Origin of the sequence: Streptomyces sp. NPDC006261 (genome assembly GCF_040613515.1) — a bacterium.
Lineage (GTDB): Bacteria > Actinomycetota > Actinomycetes > Streptomycetales > Streptomycetaceae > Streptomyces.
In genome coordinates this window covers 110721-127919 of record NZ_JBEXSI010000002.1, presented here as the reverse complement: position 1 = coordinate 127919, position 17199 = coordinate 110721, and the positions used below count along the sequence as shown (strand labels likewise).

Sequence of the window (17199 nt, the reverse complement as noted above, 5' to 3'; positions counted from 1 at the left end):
CGGAACACGCCGTGATCCGCTTCCGGCCGCCACCTGAGACCACGACGGGATCCGCTGTCGGTCGGCGCGTGGGACCACGCCAGGATTCGCTTCCGGCCGGCGCGCGGGGACCCTGAGGATCCCCGTGCGGCCCCCACCTGAGGCTCCGGGATCCCCGTGCGGCCACCCTCTGGGACCCCCGGGGCTCGCCTTCGGCCAGCACGCCGAAGGCCCCGAAATCCGGTGTCCGGCTCGCCCGCCCGCCCGTAAGCTGTATCAGCCAGCTACACGCCTGACAGGCACGACCGGAGTACCCCGTTGCCCAACCCCTACCGCGCCATCTTCGCCGCCCCCGGCTCCAAGGGGTTCTCCGCCGCCGGGTTCTTCGGGCGGATGCCGCTGTCCATGATGGGCATCGGTGTCGTGACCATGATCTCCCAGCTCACCGGCCGCTACGGGCTGGCCGGGGCGCTCACCGCGACCCTCGCCATGGCGGCCGCGGTCTTCGGCCCGCAGGTCTCGCGCCTGGTCGACCGGTACGGGCAGCGGCGGGTGCTGCGCCCCACCACGCTGGTCGCGGTGGCGGCCGTGGCCGGGCTGCTCATCTGCGCCCAGCAGGGGGCGCCGGACTGGACACTGTTCGTCTTCGCGGCGGGCGCGGGCTGTGTGCCGAGCATGGGATCGATGGTCCGGGCCCGCTGGGCGGCGGTCTACCGGGGTTCGAGCCGTGAGCTGCACACGGCGTACTCCTGGGAGTCGATCGTCGACGAGGTGTGCTTCATCTTCGGGCCGATCATCTCGATCGGGCTCTCCACCGCCTGGTTCCCGGAGGCCGGGCCGCTGATCGCCGCCGCGTTCCTGCTGGTCGGGGTCTTCTGGCTGACCGCCCAGCGCGCCACCGAGCCCATCCCGCACCCGAAGTCGCTCCACACCGGCGGCTCGGCCCTGCGCTCGCCGGGCCTCCAGGTCCTGGTGATCACCTTCGTGGCGACGGGTGCGATCTTCGGCGCCGTCGACGTGGTGACCGTGGCGTTCGCCGAGGAGAGCGGCCACAAGGCCGCGGCCTCCCTCGTGCTGGCCGTCTACGCGCTCGGTTCCTGCCTGGCGGGGGCCGTCTTCGGGCTGCTGCACCTGAAGGGGAAGCCCTCGACGAGGTGGCTGGTGGGAGTCTGTGCGATGGCCGTGAGTATGATCCCCCTCCAACTGGCCGGGAACCTTACGTTGCTGGCCGTGGCGCTCTTTGTCGCGGGCCTCGCCATCGCACCGACGATGGTCACCACCATGGCCCTCGTCGAAGCGCACGTACCGCGCACCAAGCTGACCGAGGGCATGACCTGGACCAGTACCGGGCTCGCGGTCGGAGTGGCGCTCGGCTCCTCGGCCGCCGGCTGGGTGGTCGACGCCGCCGGGGCGAAGGCGGGGTACGCGGTGCCCGCCGTGGCGGGAGCGCTCGCGGCGGCAGTGGCGGTCCTGGGGTATCGCCGGCTGGCCAAGCCGGTTCCTACGGGAGGGCGCGGGGAAGATGACCGACACCTACGCACGGACGACGACGAACGCGTGGCGTAACTGGGCGGGCAACGTCACCGCCCGGCCGGCCCGGGCCGAGTCCCCCGCCTCCGTGGACGAGCTCGTCGACGTACTGCGCCGGGCGAACGCGGACGGCCTCACGGTGAAGCCGGTGGGCACCGGCCACTCCTTCACGGCGACCGCGGCCACCGACGGCGTGCTGATACGCCCGGACCTGCTCACCGGCATCCGGGACATCGACCGGACGACGATGACCGTCACCGTGGAGGCGGGCACTCCGCTCAAGCGCCTCAACACCGCGCTCGCCCGCGAGGGGCTCTCGCTCACGAACATGGGCGACATCATGGAGCAGACGATCGCCGGGGCGACCTCCACCGGGACGCACGGCACCGGCCGCGAATCGGCGTCGATATCCGCGCAGATCCGCGCTTTGGAGCTGGTCACCGCCGACGGCACCGTGCTGGTCTGCTCGGAGCAGGAGAATCCGGACGTGTTCGCCGCCGCCCGGGTCGGGCTCGGCGCCCTCGGGGTGATCACCGCGGTCACCCTCGCCGTGGAGCCGGTCTTCCTGCTGACCGCCCGTGAGGAGCCGATGACCTTCGACCGGGTCACGGGCGACTTCGACCAGCTGGTCGCCGAGAACGAGCACTTCGAGTTCTACTGGTTCCCGCACACCGGCAACTGCAGCACCAAGCGCAACAACCGCAGCGCGGGCCCGGCCGCCCCGCCAGGCAGGGTGAGCAGCTGGGTCGACGACGAGCTGCTCTCGAACGGGGTCTTCCAGGTGGCCTGTTCGGTCGGGCGGGCCGTCCCTGCGGCCATTCCCTCGATCGCCAAGATCTCCAGCCGCGCCCTCTCGCCCCGGACCTACACCGACATCCCCTACAAGGTGTTCACCAGCCCGCGCCGGGTGAAGTTCGTGGAGATGGAGTACGCCGTTCCGCGCGAGCGGGCCGTGGCGGCGCTACGGGAGCTGAAGGCGATGGTCGAGCGCTCCCCGCTGAAGATCAGCTTTCCGGTCGAGGTGCGCACCGCGCCCGCCGATGACATGGCCCTCTCGACGGCCTCGGGCCGGGACAGCGCGTACATCGCCGTGCACCTCTACAAGGGCACGCCCCACCGCTCGTACTTCACGGCGGTCGAGCGGATCATGACCGCGCACTCCGGCCGCCCGCACTGGGGCAAGATCCACACCCGGGACGCGGCCTACCTGGCGGAGGTCTACCCGCGCTTCGGCGAGTTCACCGCCGTACGCGACCGGCTCGACCCGGACCGGATGTTCGGCAACGACTACCTCCGGCGCGTCCTCGGGGACTGACCTCCCGGTACGCCTCGGCCCCCTTGATGCTCCAAGGGGGCCGAGGCGTCTTTCGAGGTGCGTCGTCACCCGCCGCCGGTGCCGTCGGCGGGCGGTGCCTGCTCGCCCTGGCCGGTGACGCCGTCGGTGCCCGGGCCGGTCGTCGGGTCGGGGGCGCCGGTCGCGCCGCCGTCGGGGTTGGGCGGGGTCGGCGTCGGGGCCGGCGTGGTCTGCCCGTCGCCGGAGGTGGAGGGCTTCGGCGTGGGGGTGGAACCGGTGCCGGCGTTCCCGTCACCCGTTCCCGTACCGGGGTCGGTGCTCGCGCTGCTGCCGTCGCCCGGATCGGTGGCGGGGGCGGAACCGGTGCCGCTGCCGTCCTCGGTGCCGGTGCCGGTGCCGGTGCCGGGGGTCTGTTGATCGTCCCCTCCACCGTCCTGGCCGGTGTCTCCGGAGGGCGTGGGACCGGCAGGGCCCGGGTCGCGGTCGCCGCCCCCGCGTACGACGGAGCTGAGGGTGGTGCCCTTGCCGCCGCTGAGGTCGTTGCCCGAGATCATCTCGAAGGCGGTGATTCCGGCCATGGACACGGCGAAGACCGCGGCGGCCGCGAGCGCGGGGCGCTTCCAGCCGCGCAACAGGGTGCCGTGGGTGGTGCCCTCGGTGAACGCGTCGTCGGCATCGGCCGGACCCCCGCCGGCCCGCGGCAGCAACTGCGTACGGTCCGGACCGCATCCGGCGCCCGCTCCCGCGCCGGACCGCTCCCGCAGCATCCGGGTGCGCGCGTCGCCGAGGTCCAGCAGCTGCGTCCGGTCGGTGTCGGCGACCGGCTTCAGCAGCTGTGTGCTCTCCCCCTCCGCGAGCACATCCGGGACCGCGCCCGGGTCGACCGTGGGCAGCACCGTGGTGGCGTCGCCCGTCGGCGCCGGCCCGGGTTCCGTCCGCCGCTCGGCGCCTCTGCGCCCCGCCGGCGTCGTCTCCTTGGTGTGCACGGTCACCTGGCGGCCCTCCGGGTGGGTCACCTGGACCGTCACCTCGCGGATCTGCTCGCCGGTGCGGCGGAAGAAGTGCTGGAAGACGGAGCCGCCGCACGTGGCGACGACGCTCATCACGCCGGCCCCGGCGATGGTGCCGTACACGCCCAACTGCGAGGCCGCCACGGCTGCCGCGACGGCCGCCGCCGCACTCCCGGCGACCTGCGGCAGACTCAGATCTATGCGCCTTTCCTTGGGTTCTGTGTCACTTTCCGGCTTCTGAACCATTACCAGCCCCTGCTTGACATCTCTCCCACCATGCAACAGGAAGGGACAAATGAGCGAAGTGGATAGTTCCGTTTCCGGCGATTATGTGAAGCACGACACGCACCAGGGGCATCTCGCGGAGAACCGGGTACCGCAACTCCCGTGCCTCCCGAGAAGTTGGCGGCGCGCCGGTCCACCCAAGTGGCCCGAATGGAGTACCGTACGAGCCCTGGGGCGGACTCCCACACCGGAATCCGCAGCTACGGGAGGGAGCCGGCAGCGGCACTCGAACCGGCAGCGCCAAGGCATGGCACGGGTACTTGCTGTACAGAGCGGCCAAATCGGTCACTTTGGGACGCAAGAGACAACCGTGCCATGGCGGCGTTCCAGGGCGAGCGCCCGACACGCCGGGCAACTTGGCAAGGTTGTGGCAGGCTGCACCCGGGCAGGTCACACTCGACTAGCGGAAGCAGCGACGCACGTGACGTCGGCAGGCACCACCCGGGAGGTCCCCATGCCCGAACTGCGTGTCGTGGCCGTCTCCAACGACGGCACACGACTGGTGCTCAAGGCTGCCGACAGCACGGAATACACCCTTCCGATCGATGAGCGGCTGCGCGCCGCCGTGCGCAACGACCGCGCCCGGCTCGGCCAGATCGAGATCGAGGTGGAGAGCCACCTCCGCCCCCGCGACATCCAGGCCCGTATACGGGCCGGTGCCTCCGCGGAGGAGGTCGCCCAGTTCGCCGGCATCCCGGTCGACCGTGTGCGCCGCTTCGAGGGCCCCGTGCTCGCGGAGCGCGCCTTCATGGCCGAGCGGGCCCGGAAGACTCCCGTGCGCCGTCCAGGCGAGAACACCGGCCCCCAGCTCGGCGAAGCGGTGCAGGAGCGGCTCCTGCTGCGCGGCGCCGACAAGGAAACCGTGCAGTGGGACTCCTGGCGCCGCGACGACGGCACCTGGGAGGTCCTGCTCGTCTACCGGGTCGCGGGCGAACCGCACTCGGCCAGCTGGACCTACGACCCGCCGCGCAGGCTGGTCCAGGCCGTCGACGACGAGGCGCGCTCGCTGATCGGCGAGAGTGACGGCGCGGCGCCCGAGCCGAGCTTCCCGTTCGTGCCCCGGATCGCCCGGCTGCCGCGCGACCGGCCGCTGGACCGCGCTCTCGACCGGCAGATCGAGCGGCCCGCACCGGCCTCCGAGCCGGAGGAGTACGTGAGCAGCGCCTCGGCAGGTGAGCGTGACTCGCTGACCAGCCTGCTGGAGGCGGTGCCGAGCTTCCGCGGTGACATGGTCGTCCCGGAGCGGCCCACGCAGCCCGAGCCGCCCGCGCTGGAACCCGCGGTGGAGGAGAGCGAGGCGGACGAGCCGCCCGCCGCTGCCGCCGGCGCCGGTTCGGCGTACGCGGACGTGCTGATGCCTCGGGCGGTGGCAGGTCACCGCGACCGGCTGACCGGGACGACGGACCGTCAGGCCGAGGCGGACGGAGTCCGGCCGGGACGCCGGGCCGCCGTGCCGAGCTGGGACGAGATCGTGTTCGGCACCCGCCGCAAGAAGCAGGACTGACCTCAGGTGACGGTCGGCAGGAGAGGGGCCCGTACGCGGTGGCGTACGGGCCCCTCTCCGTCAGGGCGCTTACCGGGCCAGGCCCTACTGCGGCTCGGGGCCGGTGGCGACCGGGCGGGCGGGGTCCGCCGACCACTCGGACCAGGAGCCGGGGTAGAGCGCGGCGCGGATTCCGGCGATCTCCAGGGCGAGTACCTCATGGGCGCCCGAGACCCCCGATCCGCAGTAGACGCCGACGGCCTCGCCGTTCTTCCCCGCCCCGAGCCCGGTGAACCGCTCGGCGAGCCGCCCGGCCGGAAGGTAGCGCCCGTCCTCGGCGACGTTCTGGGTGGTCGGCGCGGAGACCGCGCCGGGGATGTGGCCGCCGACGCGGTCGATCGGCTCCACGTCGCCCCGGTAGCGCTCGGCAGCCCGTGCGTCCAGGAGCAGCCCCGAGCGGGCGAGGGCGGCCGCCGCGTCCGCGTCCAGGGTGGGCAGGGCACCGGGTTTCGGCCGGAAATCGCCCTCGTCGGGGTGCGGGATGTCGGTGGAGAGGTCGCCGGTCCACGCGGCGAGCCCGCCGTCCAGGACCCGTACGTCCGCGTGCCCCGTCCAGCGCAGCAGCCACCAGGCACGCGCGGCGGCCCAGCCCTGCCCGCCGTCGTACACCACGACCGGGGTGTCCTGGCCGACCCCGGCCCGGCGCATCACGGCGCCGAAGGACTCCGGTTCCGGGAGGGGGTGGCGGCCACCGCTGCCCGCCGGTCCGGCCAGCTCCGTATCGAGGTCGACGAAGACGGCGCCGGGCAGGTGGCCGGCCTCGTAGGCGGCGCGGCCGTGCGGACCACCCAACTGCCAGCGGACGTCCAGGAGCACCGGGGGCCGCGGTCCCGCCGACTCGCTCGCGTATGCGGATGCGGTGATGATGGGCTTCATGGGTGCCATCCTCGCGCAGAGGCCGTGGCACCCGTACCAGCATCGGAACGGAAATACCACATCAAAGCGGTCCTTCTTCGTCGAGAACCCGCAGAACGCGGCGCGGCCGGAGCCGTACCGGCGCCCGGTGGTGCGAGCATCTGCACGGGGTGTGCGGACCGCGTCCTGACCCGGGACGGCCGCACGCGCCCCGTTCCCCTGTCCGGCCACACAACGGTCCGAGGAGAGACAAGACGATGACCGAGGCTGCTGCCCGGCGCACGCCCGGAACACCTTGCTGGGTGAGTCTGATCGTGCACGGCCTGAGCGCGACCCAGGAGTTCTACCGAGCTCTGTTCGGCTGGGAGTTCCGGCCGGGACCCGACCAGTTGGGCCCCTACGTCCGCGGGCTGCTCGACGGGAAGGAGGTCGCGGGCATCGGCCAGCTGCCCCCCGACCGGCACCTTCCGATCGCCTGGACCACCTACCTGGCGACGGACGACGCGGACCTGACGGCCGAGGCGATCCGCTCCTGCGGTGGCACGGTCGCGGTCGGCCCCCTCGACGCGGGCGAGGCGGGACGGCTTGTCATCGCCTCCGACCCGGGCGGGGCGGTCTTCGGTGCCTGGCAGGGCTCGGAGCACATCGGGACCATGACGGCGGGCGTCCCCGGCACCCCCGTCTGGAACGAGCTGGTGACCCGCGAGACCTCGATGGTCGCGAAGTTCTACCAGACGGTCTTCGGTTACGAGACCGAGGCGGTGGTCTCCGCGGACTTCGACTACCAGACCCTGCACCTGGACGGCCGGCCGGTGGCCGCCCTGCACGGGGTCGGCCAGTCGCTGCCGCGCGACCGGGGCCCGCACTGGATGACGTACTTCGAGGTCGCCGACGTCGACGAGTCCGCGGCGCGGGTGGTGGAGCTGGGCGGGCACATCCTGCAGCCGCCGCGCGAGGGTGCGAGCGGCAGGCTGGCGACGGTGGCCGATCCGGAGGGCGCAATCTTCACGATCGTACGGTCGTCGTCCGACGAAAGGCCCTAGTTCTCGGCGGCGACCGGCAGCACGTCCGGGGAGAGGGTGCCGGCGCGGGCCGTCTCCGCGGTGAGCCGGCGGCGGTGGTGGCGTCGGCACAGCACCTCGTAACCGACCTCGCCCGCCTGCCGGTTGACGTCCCCGACGACGACCTGCGCGCCCTCGACGACCATTTCGCCGTCCACCGTACGCGCGTTGTGCGTCGCGCGGGCACCGCACCAGCAGAGCGCCTCGACCTGGAGGGCCTCTATCCGGTCGGCCAGTTCGATCAGCCGCTGGGAGCCGGGGAAGAGCTTGGTGCGGAAGTCCGTGGTGATGCCGAACGCGAAGACGTCCAGGCCCAGATCGTCGACGACCCGGGCCAGCTGGTCGATCTGGACCGGGGCGAGGAACTGCGCCTCGTCCACGATCACGTAGTCGACGCGGCCGCCGCGGCTGACCCGGTCGACGATGTGCGCGTACACGTCCATGCCCTCGTCCGCCTCGACGGCGTCCGTCACCAGGCCGAGCCGGGAGGAGAGCTTGCCCTGGCCCGCCCGGTCGTCGCGGGTGAAGATCACGCCCTGGAGCCCGCGCGCGGAGCGGTTGTGACCGATCTGCAGGGCCAGCGTGCTCTTTCCGCAGTCCATGGTTCCGGAGAAGAACACCAGCTCGGGCATGAGGGGTCGAGCACCTTTCACGGGGACGGTCACAGGGGGCGGAAAACGCGGTTACGAGCGTACTTCGAGCAGCGGGACGAGCTGTTCGACGGGGGTCAGGGAGCCGTGCATGCCGACCATCGCCGACTCGTGCGGCTCGTTGACCGACGCCGTGATGACGACGTCGTCGTGGGCGGCGGCGACCACATCGCCGATCCGGCCGTACACCCGCTCGTCGATCGTGGGGCCGAACCAGCCCGCGGCGATCGCCTCGTCCCGGCTCGCCACCCAGAACTGCTCGCCGAGCACCTCGCGCCAGACGGCCAGGACATCTCCCTGGGCGCCGGGGACCGCGTATACGTGGCGGGCTCGGCCCTCGCCGCCGAGCAGGGCGACGCCCGCGCGCAGCTCCCAGTCCTCGTCGAAGTCGATCCGTGACTGCTCGTCGAACGGGATGTCGATCATGCCGTGGTCGGCGGTGATGTAGAGCGCGGAGCGCGGCGGGAGCTGCTCGGCGAGGCGCTGGGCGAGCCCGTCGACGTACATCAACTGGCCGCGCCAGGCATCGGAGTCGACGCCGAAGCGGTGGCCCTTGCCGTCGACCTCGCTGTAGTACGTGTAGACGAGTGAGCGGTCACCTGCGGCGAGGCGCTGGGCGGCGACGTCCATCCGGTCCTCGCCGGAGAGCCGGCCGAGGAATGAGCCGCCGCTGAGCGCGACCTTGGTGAGCGGGGTCTGCTCGAAGTCCGGGGAGGAGACCTGTGCGGTGTGCACACCCGCCGCGTCGGCGAGCCGGAAGACCGTGGGGTAGGGCTGCCAGACCTTCGGCGCGGTGAACGGCTTCCAGCGGAGCTGGTTCATCAGCGCGCCGGTCTCCGGGTTGCGCACGGTGTACCCGGGCAGGCCGTGCTCACCGGGCGGCAGTCCCGTACCGACGGAGGCGAGCGAGGTCGCGGTGGTGGAGGGGAAGCCGGCGGTGATGGGGCGGCCGGTGTTGCCGAGCGAGGTGGGGAGCAGGGAGTGCAGGAAGGGGGCTTCGCCGGGGTGGGCCTTGATCTGCTCCCAGCCGAGGCCGTCGATCAGGAAGACGCAGTTGCGGTCGGCGGGCGTCAGCTCGCCGATGGTGGCGGCGAGGCCTTCCACCCCCTGCCCGGCGGCGAGCGTCGGCAGCAGGTCGGCGAGCGAGCCGCTGCCGTACGCGGGGACGGGGGCGGTGTCGAGAGCGAGCGGGACCGGGTCCTGCCAGGCGGACTGGGCCATCACCGGCCGGTCGCCGCGGTGGCGGCCGTGGCCTCGGAGAGCGACTGGGCGAAGGCGAGGGTCTGGCGGACGGCGTCGGGGCCGTCCCCGGCCTCGCTGACGCGCAGGCTCAGGTCGTCGGCGGTGGAGCTGCCGGTGTAACCGTGGTCGGCCTCGCAGTTGGCATCGCCGCAGGCGGCGGGCTCCAGGTCGATCCGGGAGACGGCGCCCCAGCCGATGGTGAGGACGACCTCGCGGGGCAGCGTGCCCGCGACGTACTTCTCCGGGTTGGCCACCACCCGGCTGACCACGACGGAGGAGATCCGGTCGAGCTTGACCGACTCCGTGGAGGTGGTGGCGTACGGCGTCGGGGAGCTGGTGTCGGCGGCCTGCTCGTCGGTGTGGCTGACGATGAACCGGTGCCCGGTCAGGACGAGCACCGTGGCATGACGGCGGACCTCGTTGGAGTCGAACGTGGTCTCCTGGTGGACCAGGTACGAAGCGACCGGCTCTCCGCCGACGGCGGCCTCGACCGCCTCGGCCACGAGGGCCGGGTAGTAGCCGCTGCGCTCGATCGCCGCGCGCAGCCCCTGGGTCGTCGTACCGGTCTTTGCCATGCGCACCATCCTACGGGGGGCCGGTGACTGCCGGGGACGCGCTGGGGCCTGTCGTCGGACTGCAGGCCCCAGCGCGGGTCAGTAGCTGGGGAGGCGGCGGGGGCCGAGGTCGCCGCGCGGGGGCGGTGGGGCCAGGCGGACGCTCGCGCCCAGCACGGTGAGGCCCTGGGGGGCCACGACCACCGGTTCCAGCGCCACGGAGACCACTTCGGGGTGGTCGTCGACGAGCCGGGACAGCCGCAGCAGCAGCTCCTCCAGGGCGGGGGTGTCCACGGGTGCCGAGCCGCGCCAGCCGAAGAGGACCGGGGCCGCCTTGATCGACCGGATCAGCTCGGCGGCGTCGCGGTCGGTGGCCGGAACCAGCCGGTGCGCGGTGTCGCCGAGCAGCTCGGAGGGGGCGCCCGCGAGGCCGAAGGAGAGGATGGCCCCGGCTGCGGCGTCGATGGACGCCCGTACGACCGTGTCGACGCCACGGGGGGCCATGGACTGGACGACCGGGAGGAGTTCGGCGGGCTTGCCGAGGAGCTCGGTGAACTCGCCGTACGCCCGGCGCAGCGCGTCCTCGTCGGCGAGATCCAGCCGTACGCCGCCGAGGTCGGCACGGTGGCGCAGGTGGGGCGCGGTGGTCTTCAGCGCCACCGGGTAGCCGAGGCGGGCGGCCGCGGCGACGGCTGCCTCGGGGTCCGGGGCGGGGAGCGTGGGGCGTACGGGGATGCCGTAACGGCCGAGCAGCTCGCGGGCCTCGTCGTGGGTGAGGGGGCGGCCGCGCGGGTCGGGGGTGGCGCCGAGCAGGGTGCCGATCAGGGCGGCGGCGCCGGGCTCGTCGGTGGTCTCGTCCAGGAACTCGGGCACCTTGCCGGGCGTGGCCGCCTGGCGCCGCCACTGGGCGTACTTCACGACCTCGGCCAGGGCCCGTACGGCACGTTCGGCGGCGGGGTAGGCGGGGATGCGGCCGGGGGGTTCGTCTCCTGCGGCCTCTCCGCTCCCTCCGCCTTCTGCGGTTCCTTCGACCTGTCCGGTTCCTTCGGCCTCCGTGGCGGCCGCCGGGGGTTCCGTCGCGGCCGCGCCGGGGCCGGTCGGTGCCGCCGACGAGCCGGACGGCTGCGCGGCGAGCGTCGTGGGCCGGGTGCGAGGTGCGGCCGTGCTGCTCGCCGCGGCGAGGGCCTCCGCGAGGCCGCCGATCTCCACATGGACGACGGCGACGGGCTTGGCGGGTCCCCCGGCCGCCGCACCGTGCAGGGCGGCGGCCAGCACCTCGCCGTCACCGGTCTCGGCCTCGCCGTTCTCCCCCACCCACGGGATGGCGGTGACGATCACGGCGTCGCAGGTGCCGTCGGCGAGCGCCTCGGCCAGCGCGTCCCGGAAGTCCTGCGGCGATGCGGCCGTGGTGAGGTCGCGCGGCGGGCGCGGGCGGAGTCCCTCGGCCAGGCAGGCGTCGTACGTGAGGAGGCCGAGGGACTCGGAGTTGCCGAGGATCGCGACCCGGGGTCCGGCCGGGAGCGGCTGGCCGGCCAAAAGCAGTCCGGCGTCCACCATCTCGGTCACGGTGTCGACCCTGATGACGCCTGCCTGCCGCATCAGCGCGGAGACGGTGGCGTCGGGGATGCGGCTGACCGGGACGGCGTGGCCGGGCGGGTTGGTGCCGCTGTGCCGGGCGCCCTTCACCACGACGACGGGCTTCACGGCGGCGGTGCGGCGGGCGAGGCGGGTGAACTTGCGGGGGTTGCCGAGCGATTCGAGGTAGAGGAGGGCGACGTCGGTGTCCTGGTCCTCGAACGAGTACTGAAGGAAGTCGTTGCCGGAGACGTCGGCCCGGTTGCCCGCCGAGATGAACGAGGAGAGGCCCGCGCCGCGCCGGTGGAGGCCGGAGAGGAGGGCGATGCCGATCGCGCCGGACTGGGTGAACAGGCCGATCCGGCCGCGGGCGGGCGACTCGGGTGCGAGGGAGGCGTTCAGCCGGACGGATTCGGCGGTGTTGATGATGCCGAAGGCGTTGGGGCCGATGATCCGCATGCCGTACGAGCGGGCCTGGCGGACCAGTTCGCGCTGGAGCTCGCGGCCGGCGGAGCCCCGCTCGGCGTAACCGGCGGAGAGGACGACGAGGCCCTGGACGCCGTGCTCGCCGCAGTCGGCGACCGCCTCGGGGACCCGGTGGGCGGGGACCGCGATGACGGCGAGGTCGATCTGCTCGCCGATCTCGCCGAGCGAGCGGTGGGCGGAAATTCCGTCGAGGGTAGCGAGGCCCTCGTCGAAGGCGCGGTTCACGGCGTAGGTGCGGCCGGTGAAGCCGGCGGCGAGGAGGTTGCGCAGGACCGTGCGGCCCACTCCCCCGGGCGTGCGGCCGGTGCCGATCACCGCGACTGAGCCGGGGGCGAGGAGACGCTGCACCGAGCGGGCCTCGGCGCGCTGTTCGCGGCCGCGCTGGACGGCGAGGGACTTCTCGGTGGGTTCGAGGTCGAGGGTGAGATGGACGGAGCCGTCCTCGAAGCTGCGCTGCTGGGTGTAGCCGGCGTGCCGGAACACCTTGATCATCTTGTTGTTGGCGGGGAGCACCTCGGCGGCGAAGCGTCGGATGCCGCGCTCGCGGGCGACGGCGGCGATGTGTTCGAGCAGGGCCGAGGCGACGCCACGGCCCTGGTGGGCGTCCTGGACGAGGAAGGCGACCTCGGCCTCGTCGGCGGGGGCGGAGGCGGGCCTGCCCTGTTCGTTGATGCGGTCGAAGCGGACGGTTCCGATGAACTCGCCGCCGATCGTGACGGCCAGTCCCACCCGGTCGACGTAGTCGTGATGGGTGAAGCGGTGCACGTCCCGGTCGGAAAGGCGGGGGTACGGTGCGAAGAACCGGTAGTACTTCGACTCGTCGGAGACCTGCTCGTAGAAGCTGACCAGCCGTTCGGCATCGTCCGTGGTGATCGGTCTGATGCGTGCGGTGCCACCGTCGCGGAGCACCACGTCCGCTTCCCAGTGATCGGGGTACGCGTGATGCGGACTCTGCTCCGGCGTGGGCTCCATGGGCAAAGCCTACGGCCGGTATCCCGGTCGCGGAGGGATCGGTACCGGGGCAGTGTGAGGACCACCCCGGCCAGGCGTGCCGGAGGGGAGGGAGGCCGGGCACAGCATTGCGCACCGCATGAGAGACTGGTCTAGACAACCGTTGATATGTGAAGGGCAGAACCATGGCTGAGCGCCGCGTAAACGTCGGTTGGGCCGAGGGCCTGCACGCCCGCCCCGCTTCCATCTTCGTCCGTGCCGCCACGGCTTCCGGCGTCCCCGTGACGATCGCCAAGGCCGACGGCAACCCGGTCAACGCCGCCTCCATGCTCGCGGTGCTGGGTCTGGGTGCGCAGGGTGGCGAGGAGATCGTGCTCGCGTCCGACGCGGACGACGCCGAGGCCGCCCTGGACCGTCTGGCGAAGCTGGTCGCCGAGGGACTCGAAGAGCTTCCCGAGACCGTCTGAGGAACCCGAGACCGCACAACGGCGACGGACCCTGAGCCGTGGTTCCCCGAGGGGGGCCACGGCTCTTTCGTTATTTCTGACGCCGATGCGTCGCCCCCTCAGAGCTTGGCTCACTCAGGGCCTTATTCAGGCAGCATGGATAAAGCCCTCGGCAATTACTTCTCTTTGTATACGGTGCCCTTGTTAATGACGGGCACCCGCGATGTTTACGCCGTGTTGCGAAGAACTCACCCGGGGCGGCGGCGCCGCTCGCCGGCCGGGGCGGTCCGGGCGGCGCAGCCGGTGTGCCCCGGCGGCTCGTTCCGCATGCTGGGCGGTCAGCACCCTGGCCCGTTCCGTGTCGCCGCGCGCCACCGCGTCCACGATGGCCCCGTGCTCGGCCCAGGAGTCGACCGGGCGGGCCGGCTGCTCGACAGCGTACATCCAGGCGATCTTGTGTCGGAGCTGGGTGAGCAGGGCGATGAGACCGGGGCTGCCGGAGGCCTGGGCGAGGGTCTCGTGGAACCAGCCGCCCAGCGACCGCAGATCCTCCCCTTCGCCCCGGCGGGCCCGCTCCTGGCCCAGTCTGACCAGGCCGCGGAGCACCTTCAGGTGGGCCTCCGTGCGGCGCTGGGCGGCCCGGGCCGCACCGAGCGGCTCCAGGAGCATCCGCACCTCCAGCAGGTCGGCGGCCTCCCGCTCGGTGGGCTCGGCGACACAGGCCCCGGCGTGCCTGCGGGTGACGACGAAGCCCTCGGACTCCAGGGTGCGCAGCGCCTCGCGCACCGGGACGCGGGAGACCCCGTACCGGCGCGCCAGCAGCTCTTCGGTGAGGCGGCTGCCGCGCTCGTAGACACCGGAGACGATGTCGTCACGGATTGCCGTGCATACCGAGTGCGCGGGAACGCGCATGTCCGAACCTCCGCCTTGATCCCCGCGAAACGCGGCCGGCCGACGCCTGTTCCGTGACTCTATTGCAGTCTGCCGCAATTTCCGATGGCAGGCCGGAGTTGCTGGATATCTTCTGGCCAGGGCCGGGGCGGGAGCGACTCGGTACTGGGCTTTCCCCGGCGCATACCGAAGGCCCCGGCGGCAAACCGGGGCCTTCGGAAGTCGGGCGTCGCGCGAGGTGGGGTCAGAGGCTCAGACCGTGCGAGCGCAGGTAGCCGACCGGGTCCATGTCCGAGCCGTACTCCGGGGTGGTCCGGGCCTCGAAGTGGAGGTGCGGGCCGGTGGAGTTGCCGGTGGAGCCGGAAAGGCCGATCTGCTGGCCGGAGGTGACGCTCTGGCCGACGGAGACGCCGATCGAAGAGAGGTGGCCGTACTGGGTGTAGGTGCCGTCCGTCATCCGGAGCACGATGTTGTTGCCGTACGCGCCGCCCCAGCCTGCCTCGACGACCGTACCGGCGCCGACCGCGACGACGGAGCTGCCGGAGGCTGCGCGGAAGTCCACGCCGGAGTGGCTGCCGGAGGACCAGAGCGCGCCACCCGACTTGTAGCCGGTGGTGACGTACGAGCCGGCGACCGGGAGGTGGAAGGCGTTGAGGCGGGCGCGCTCGGCGGCGCGGGCGGCCCGGGCCTTCTCCTCGCGCACCTCCTTGGCGCGGGCGTCGGCCTTGCGCTGGGCCTCGGCCTTCGCCTTGGCCTTCGCGGCCTTGGCCTTGGCTTCGGCGGCCGCCTTGGCCTTCGCCTTGGCGATGGCTTCGGCCTGCTGGTGCTGCGCCCGGGCCTGGGCGTCGATCTGCTCGGCGAGCGTGGCGTCGAGGGCGACGGCCTGCGTGAGTCCAGTCTCGACGGTCTTGGGGGCCTCGGAGTCCGCTGCGACGGCCGGGGAGGCCAGGGAGCCGAGGACTCCGGTGGTGGCCAGGGCCGCGACGCCGGCGACCTGGGCGCTGCGGCGCGTCAGGCGGCTCGGGGCACGGTGCTTCCCGGTGGCACGGGTGAACGCCATGGAGGGGCTGATCCTTTCCTTCCTTCTCGCCTACCGGGTTAGCTGACGGGTTCGGAGCAGGAAGGTCTCCTACGGAGCTCCGCGCCGGGTCACGGCACGGGGATCCGATTCACCCCAGGGACTGCGTGGGTCCCCGGCTCCCCAGGCTCGCGCCTGACGGGGACTCGGCGATGGCTGCCCGGCGCCGCGGATGCGGCATACGGGTTACGGACAGCTGGGCCGACGCTAGGCGGGGCGGCTTCCCGCCACCAAACGGACAGGGCGATTTGTCGCGCATCCCACAGGGCATATATGCGCTCTCTCCAATGAATGGAATGAATAGCCCTTAACGGACAAATGCGAGGACCCCGGCGGATCGCACTCCGCCGGGGTCCTCTTCGTCCTGTTGTGTACCGACGACGCGTCAGCCGCTGACGACGGTCACCTCGCCGATGCCGAGCGCCTTCACCGGCTCCGCGATCTGGGCCGCGTCCCCCACCAGGACCGTGACCAGCCGGTCCACCGGGAAGGCACTGACCACGGCCGCGGTCGCCTCCACGGTGCCCGTCTCGGCGAGGCGGGCGTACAGCTGGGCCTGGTAGTCGTCGGGCAGGTGCTGCTCGACCTGGTCGGCCAGCGTGCTCGCGACCGAGGCGGCCGTCTCGAACTTCAGCGGGGCGACGCCCACCAGGTTCTGCACGGCCGTCTCGCGCTCGGCGTCGGTCAGCCCCTCGGCCGCCAGCGTCCGCAGGACCTTCCAGAGGTCCTCCAGCGCCGGGCCGGTGGACTCGGTGTCCACCGAACCGCTGATGGCGAGCATCGCCGCGCCGCCCGAGTCGGGGCCGGTGGAGCGCAGAACCTGGGCGAAGGCGCGTACGCCGTAGGTGTAACCCTTCTCCTCGCGCAGCACCCGGTCCAGCCGGGAGGTGAGCGTGCCGCCCAGGCAGTACGCGCCGAGCACCTGGGCCGGCCAGACGCGCTCGTGCCGGTCGGCGCCGATGCGGCCGATCAGCAGCTGGGTCTGTACCGCGCCGGGGCGGTCCACGATGACCACACGGCCGGTGTCGTCGGCGGTGATCGGCGGGACCGGACGGGCCTGGCCCGCGTTGCCCGACCAGTCACCGAGGGTGTCGGCGAGCAGGGCGTCCAGGTCGATGCCGGTGAGGTCGCCGACGATCACGGCCGTCGCGGTGGCGGGGCGGATGTGGGCGTCGAAGAAGGCGCGCACGGCGGCGGCGTCGATCCGCCGCACCGTCTCCTCGGTGCCCAGACGCGGGCGGGACATCCGGGCGGTGGCCGGAAAGAGCTCCTTGGAGAGCTGCTTGGCGGCGCGCCGGGACGGGTTGGCCTGCTCGTGCGGGATCTCGTCGAGGCGGTTGCCGACGAGCCGCTCGATCTCGCTCTCGGCGAAGGCCGGGGCGCGCAGAGCCTCGGCGACCAGGCCGAGCGCCTTGGCCAGCCGGGAGGCCGGGACCTCCAGGGAGACCCGGACGCCGGGGTGGTCGGCGTGCGCGTCCAGGGTGGCGCCGCACCGCTCCAGCTCGGCGGCGAACTCCTCGGCGCTGTGCTTGTCGGTGCCCTCGGAGAGCGCGCGCGACATGATCGTGGCCACGCCGTCCAGGCCCTCGGGCTCGGCGTCCAGCGGCGCGTCCAGGAAGATCTCCACCGCGACGACCTGCTGGCCGGGGCGGTGGCAGCGCAGCACGGTCAGCCCGTTGGGCAGGGCGCCGCGCTCGGGCGCGGGGAACGCCCACGGCCGGGCGGTGCCCGGGGTCGGCTGCGGGTGGTACTCCATGGCTACTCCAGTC

Annotated in this window: 14 protein-coding genes and 1 riboswitch; of the genes, 5 read left to right on the top strand and 9 right to left on the bottom strand. The window is 72.7% G+C overall.

Annotated elements, in window-relative coordinates; genetic code table 11:
* Positions 1–297: 297 nt before the first annotated feature.
* Positions 298–1545 (top strand): MFS transporter, encoded by a 1248-nt coding sequence (locus ABZ154_RS01810; protein ID WP_356828060.1) that lies wholly within the window; start codon positions 298–300, stop codon positions 1543–1545.
* Complete coding sequence (locus ABZ154_RS01805) at positions 1502–2824, top strand: D-arabinono-1,4-lactone oxidase (RefSeq protein ID WP_356828058.1); 1323 nt, start codon at positions 1502–1504, stop codon at positions 2822–2824. The genes ABZ154_RS01810 and ABZ154_RS01805 overlap by 44 nt, the downstream gene beginning before the upstream one ends.
* A gap of 65 nt (positions 2825–2889) precedes the next feature.
* Here the strand turns inward: ABZ154_RS01805 and ABZ154_RS01800 are convergent, their stop codons facing one another.
* Positions 2890–4059, bottom strand: a complete 1170-nt coding sequence (locus tag ABZ154_RS01800) for a hypothetical protein (protein ID WP_356828056.1) — start codon at positions 4057–4059, stop codon at positions 2890–2892.
* 493 nt (positions 4060–4552) lie between these two features.
* Between ABZ154_RS01800 and sepH the strand changes: the two genes are divergently transcribed.
* Entirely contained in the window at positions 4553–5602 is a 1050-nt protein-coding gene (gene sepH, locus ABZ154_RS01795; RefSeq protein ID WP_356828054.1) for a septation protein SepH, read from the top strand.
* 84 nt (positions 5603–5686) lie between these two features.
* Here sepH and ABZ154_RS01790 read toward each other — a convergent pair whose 3' ends face one another.
* Complete coding sequence (locus ABZ154_RS01790) at positions 5687–6517, bottom strand: sulfurtransferase (protein WP_356828052.1); 831 nt, start codon at positions 6515–6517, stop codon at positions 5687–5689.
* 236 nt (positions 6518–6753) lie between these two features.
* Between ABZ154_RS01790 and ABZ154_RS01785 the strand changes: the two genes are divergently transcribed.
* Positions 6754–7539: a VOC family protein gene (locus ABZ154_RS01785; protein WP_356828050.1), complete on the top strand. Its 786-nt coding sequence runs from the start codon at positions 6754–6756 to the stop codon at positions 7537–7539.
* Here ABZ154_RS01785 and ABZ154_RS01780 read toward each other — a convergent pair.
* The 4 genes from ABZ154_RS01780 to ABZ154_RS01765 form a co-directional block, all read right to left on the bottom strand.
* On the bottom strand, positions 7536–8189 hold the full coding sequence (locus ABZ154_RS01780; RefSeq protein WP_327220973.1) for a thymidine kinase: 654 nt from the start codon (positions 8187–8189) through the stop codon (positions 7536–7538). The two genes, ABZ154_RS01785 and ABZ154_RS01780, sit on opposite strands and share 4 nt — an antisense overlap.
* Positions 8190–8240: 51 nt before the next feature.
* The gene (locus tag ABZ154_RS01775; RefSeq protein WP_356828048.1) at positions 8241–9428 is read right to left on the bottom strand and encodes a nucleotide pyrophosphatase/phosphodiesterase family protein; all 1188 of its coding nucleotides are present in this window, start codon (positions 9426–9428) and stop codon (positions 8241–8243) included.
* The gene (locus ABZ154_RS01770) at positions 9428–10024 is read right to left on the bottom strand and encodes a DUF5998 family protein (RefSeq protein WP_356828046.1); all 597 of its coding nucleotides are present in this window, start codon (positions 10022–10024) and stop codon (positions 9428–9430) included. Before ABZ154_RS01770 ends, ABZ154_RS01775 begins: the two co-directional genes overlap by 1 nt.
* A 78-nt stretch (positions 10025–10102) precedes the next feature.
* Complete coding sequence (locus ABZ154_RS01765) at positions 10103–13036, bottom strand: GNAT family N-acetyltransferase (protein ID WP_356828044.1); 2934 nt, start codon at positions 13034–13036, stop codon at positions 10103–10105.
* A 164-nt stretch (positions 13037–13200) separates the two neighbouring features.
* On the opposite strand from ABZ154_RS01765, the gene ABZ154_RS01760 reads away from it, so the two are divergent.
* Positions 13201–13482 (top strand): HPr family phosphocarrier protein, encoded by a 282-nt coding sequence (locus ABZ154_RS01760; RefSeq protein ID WP_007449776.1) that lies wholly within the window; start codon positions 13201–13203, stop codon positions 13480–13482.
* Between the two features lie 183 nt (positions 13483–13665).
* Here ABZ154_RS01760 and ABZ154_RS01755 read toward each other — a convergent pair whose 3' ends face one another.
* The 3 genes from ABZ154_RS01755 to ABZ154_RS01745 form a co-directional block, all read right to left on the bottom strand.
* Positions 13666–14373, bottom strand: coding sequence for a GntR family transcriptional regulator (locus tag ABZ154_RS01755; protein WP_356828042.1), 708 nt, complete (start codon positions 14371–14373; stop codon positions 13666–13668).
* Positions 14374–14596: 223 nt separating this feature from the next.
* The gene (locus ABZ154_RS01750) at positions 14597–15412 is read right to left on the bottom strand and encodes a M23 family metallopeptidase (protein ID WP_356828040.1); all 816 of its coding nucleotides are present in this window, start codon (positions 15410–15412) and stop codon (positions 14597–14599) included.
* A gap of 13 nt (positions 15413–15425) precedes the next feature.
* Positions 15426–15592: riboswitch (cyclic di-AMP (ydaO/yuaA leader) on the bottom strand.
* Positions 15593–15815: 223 nt separating this feature from the next.
* Positions 15816–17186, bottom strand: coding sequence for a pitrilysin family protein (locus ABZ154_RS01745; protein WP_356828181.1), 1371 nt, complete (start codon positions 17184–17186; stop codon positions 15816–15818).
* Positions 17187–17199: the final 13 nt, after the last annotated feature.

Coding starts and splice junctions, on each gene's coding strand:
- ABZ154_RS01805 (WP_356828058.1), top strand. CDS start 1,502: ATGACCGACACCTACGCACGGACGACGACGAACGCGTGGCGTAACTGG.
- ABZ154_RS01800 (WP_356828056.1), bottom strand. CDS start 4,059: ATGGTTCAGAAGCCGGAAAGTGACACAGAACCCAAGGAAAGGCGCATA.
- sepH (WP_356828054.1), top strand. CDS start 4,553: ATGCCCGAACTGCGTGTCGTGGCCGTCTCCAACGACGGCACACGACTG.
- ABZ154_RS01790 (WP_356828052.1), bottom strand. CDS start 6,517: ATGAAGCCCATCATCACCGCATCCGCATACGCGAGCGAGTCGGCGGGA.
- ABZ154_RS01785 (WP_356828050.1), top strand. CDS start 6,754: ATGACCGAGGCTGCTGCCCGGCGCACGCCCGGAACACCTTGCTGGGTG.
- ABZ154_RS01780 (WP_327220973.1), bottom strand. CDS start 8,189: ATGCCCGAGCTGGTGTTCTTCTCCGGAACCATGGACTGCGGAAAGAGC.
- ABZ154_RS01775 (WP_356828048.1), bottom strand. CDS start 9,428: ATGGCCCAGTCCGCCTGGCAGGACCCGGTCCCGCTCGCTCTCGACACC.
- ABZ154_RS01770 (WP_356828046.1), bottom strand. CDS start 10,024: ATGGCAAAGACCGGTACGACGACCCAGGGGCTGCGCGCGGCGATCGAG.
- ABZ154_RS01765 (WP_356828044.1), bottom strand. CDS start 13,036: ATGGAGCCCACGCCGGAGCAGAGTCCGCATCACGCGTACCCCGATCAC.
- ABZ154_RS01760 (WP_007449776.1), top strand. CDS start 13,201: ATGGCTGAGCGCCGCGTAAACGTCGGTTGGGCCGAGGGCCTGCACGCC.
- ABZ154_RS01755 (WP_356828042.1), bottom strand. CDS start 14,373: ATGCGCGTTCCCGCGCACTCGGTATGCACGGCAATCCGTGACGACATC.
- ABZ154_RS01750 (WP_356828040.1), bottom strand. CDS start 15,412: ATGGCGTTCACCCGTGCCACCGGGAAGCACCGTGCCCCGAGCCGCCTG.
- ABZ154_RS01745 (WP_356828181.1), bottom strand. CDS start 17,186: ATGGAGTACCACCCGCAGCCGACCCCGGGCACCGCCCGGCCGTGGGCG.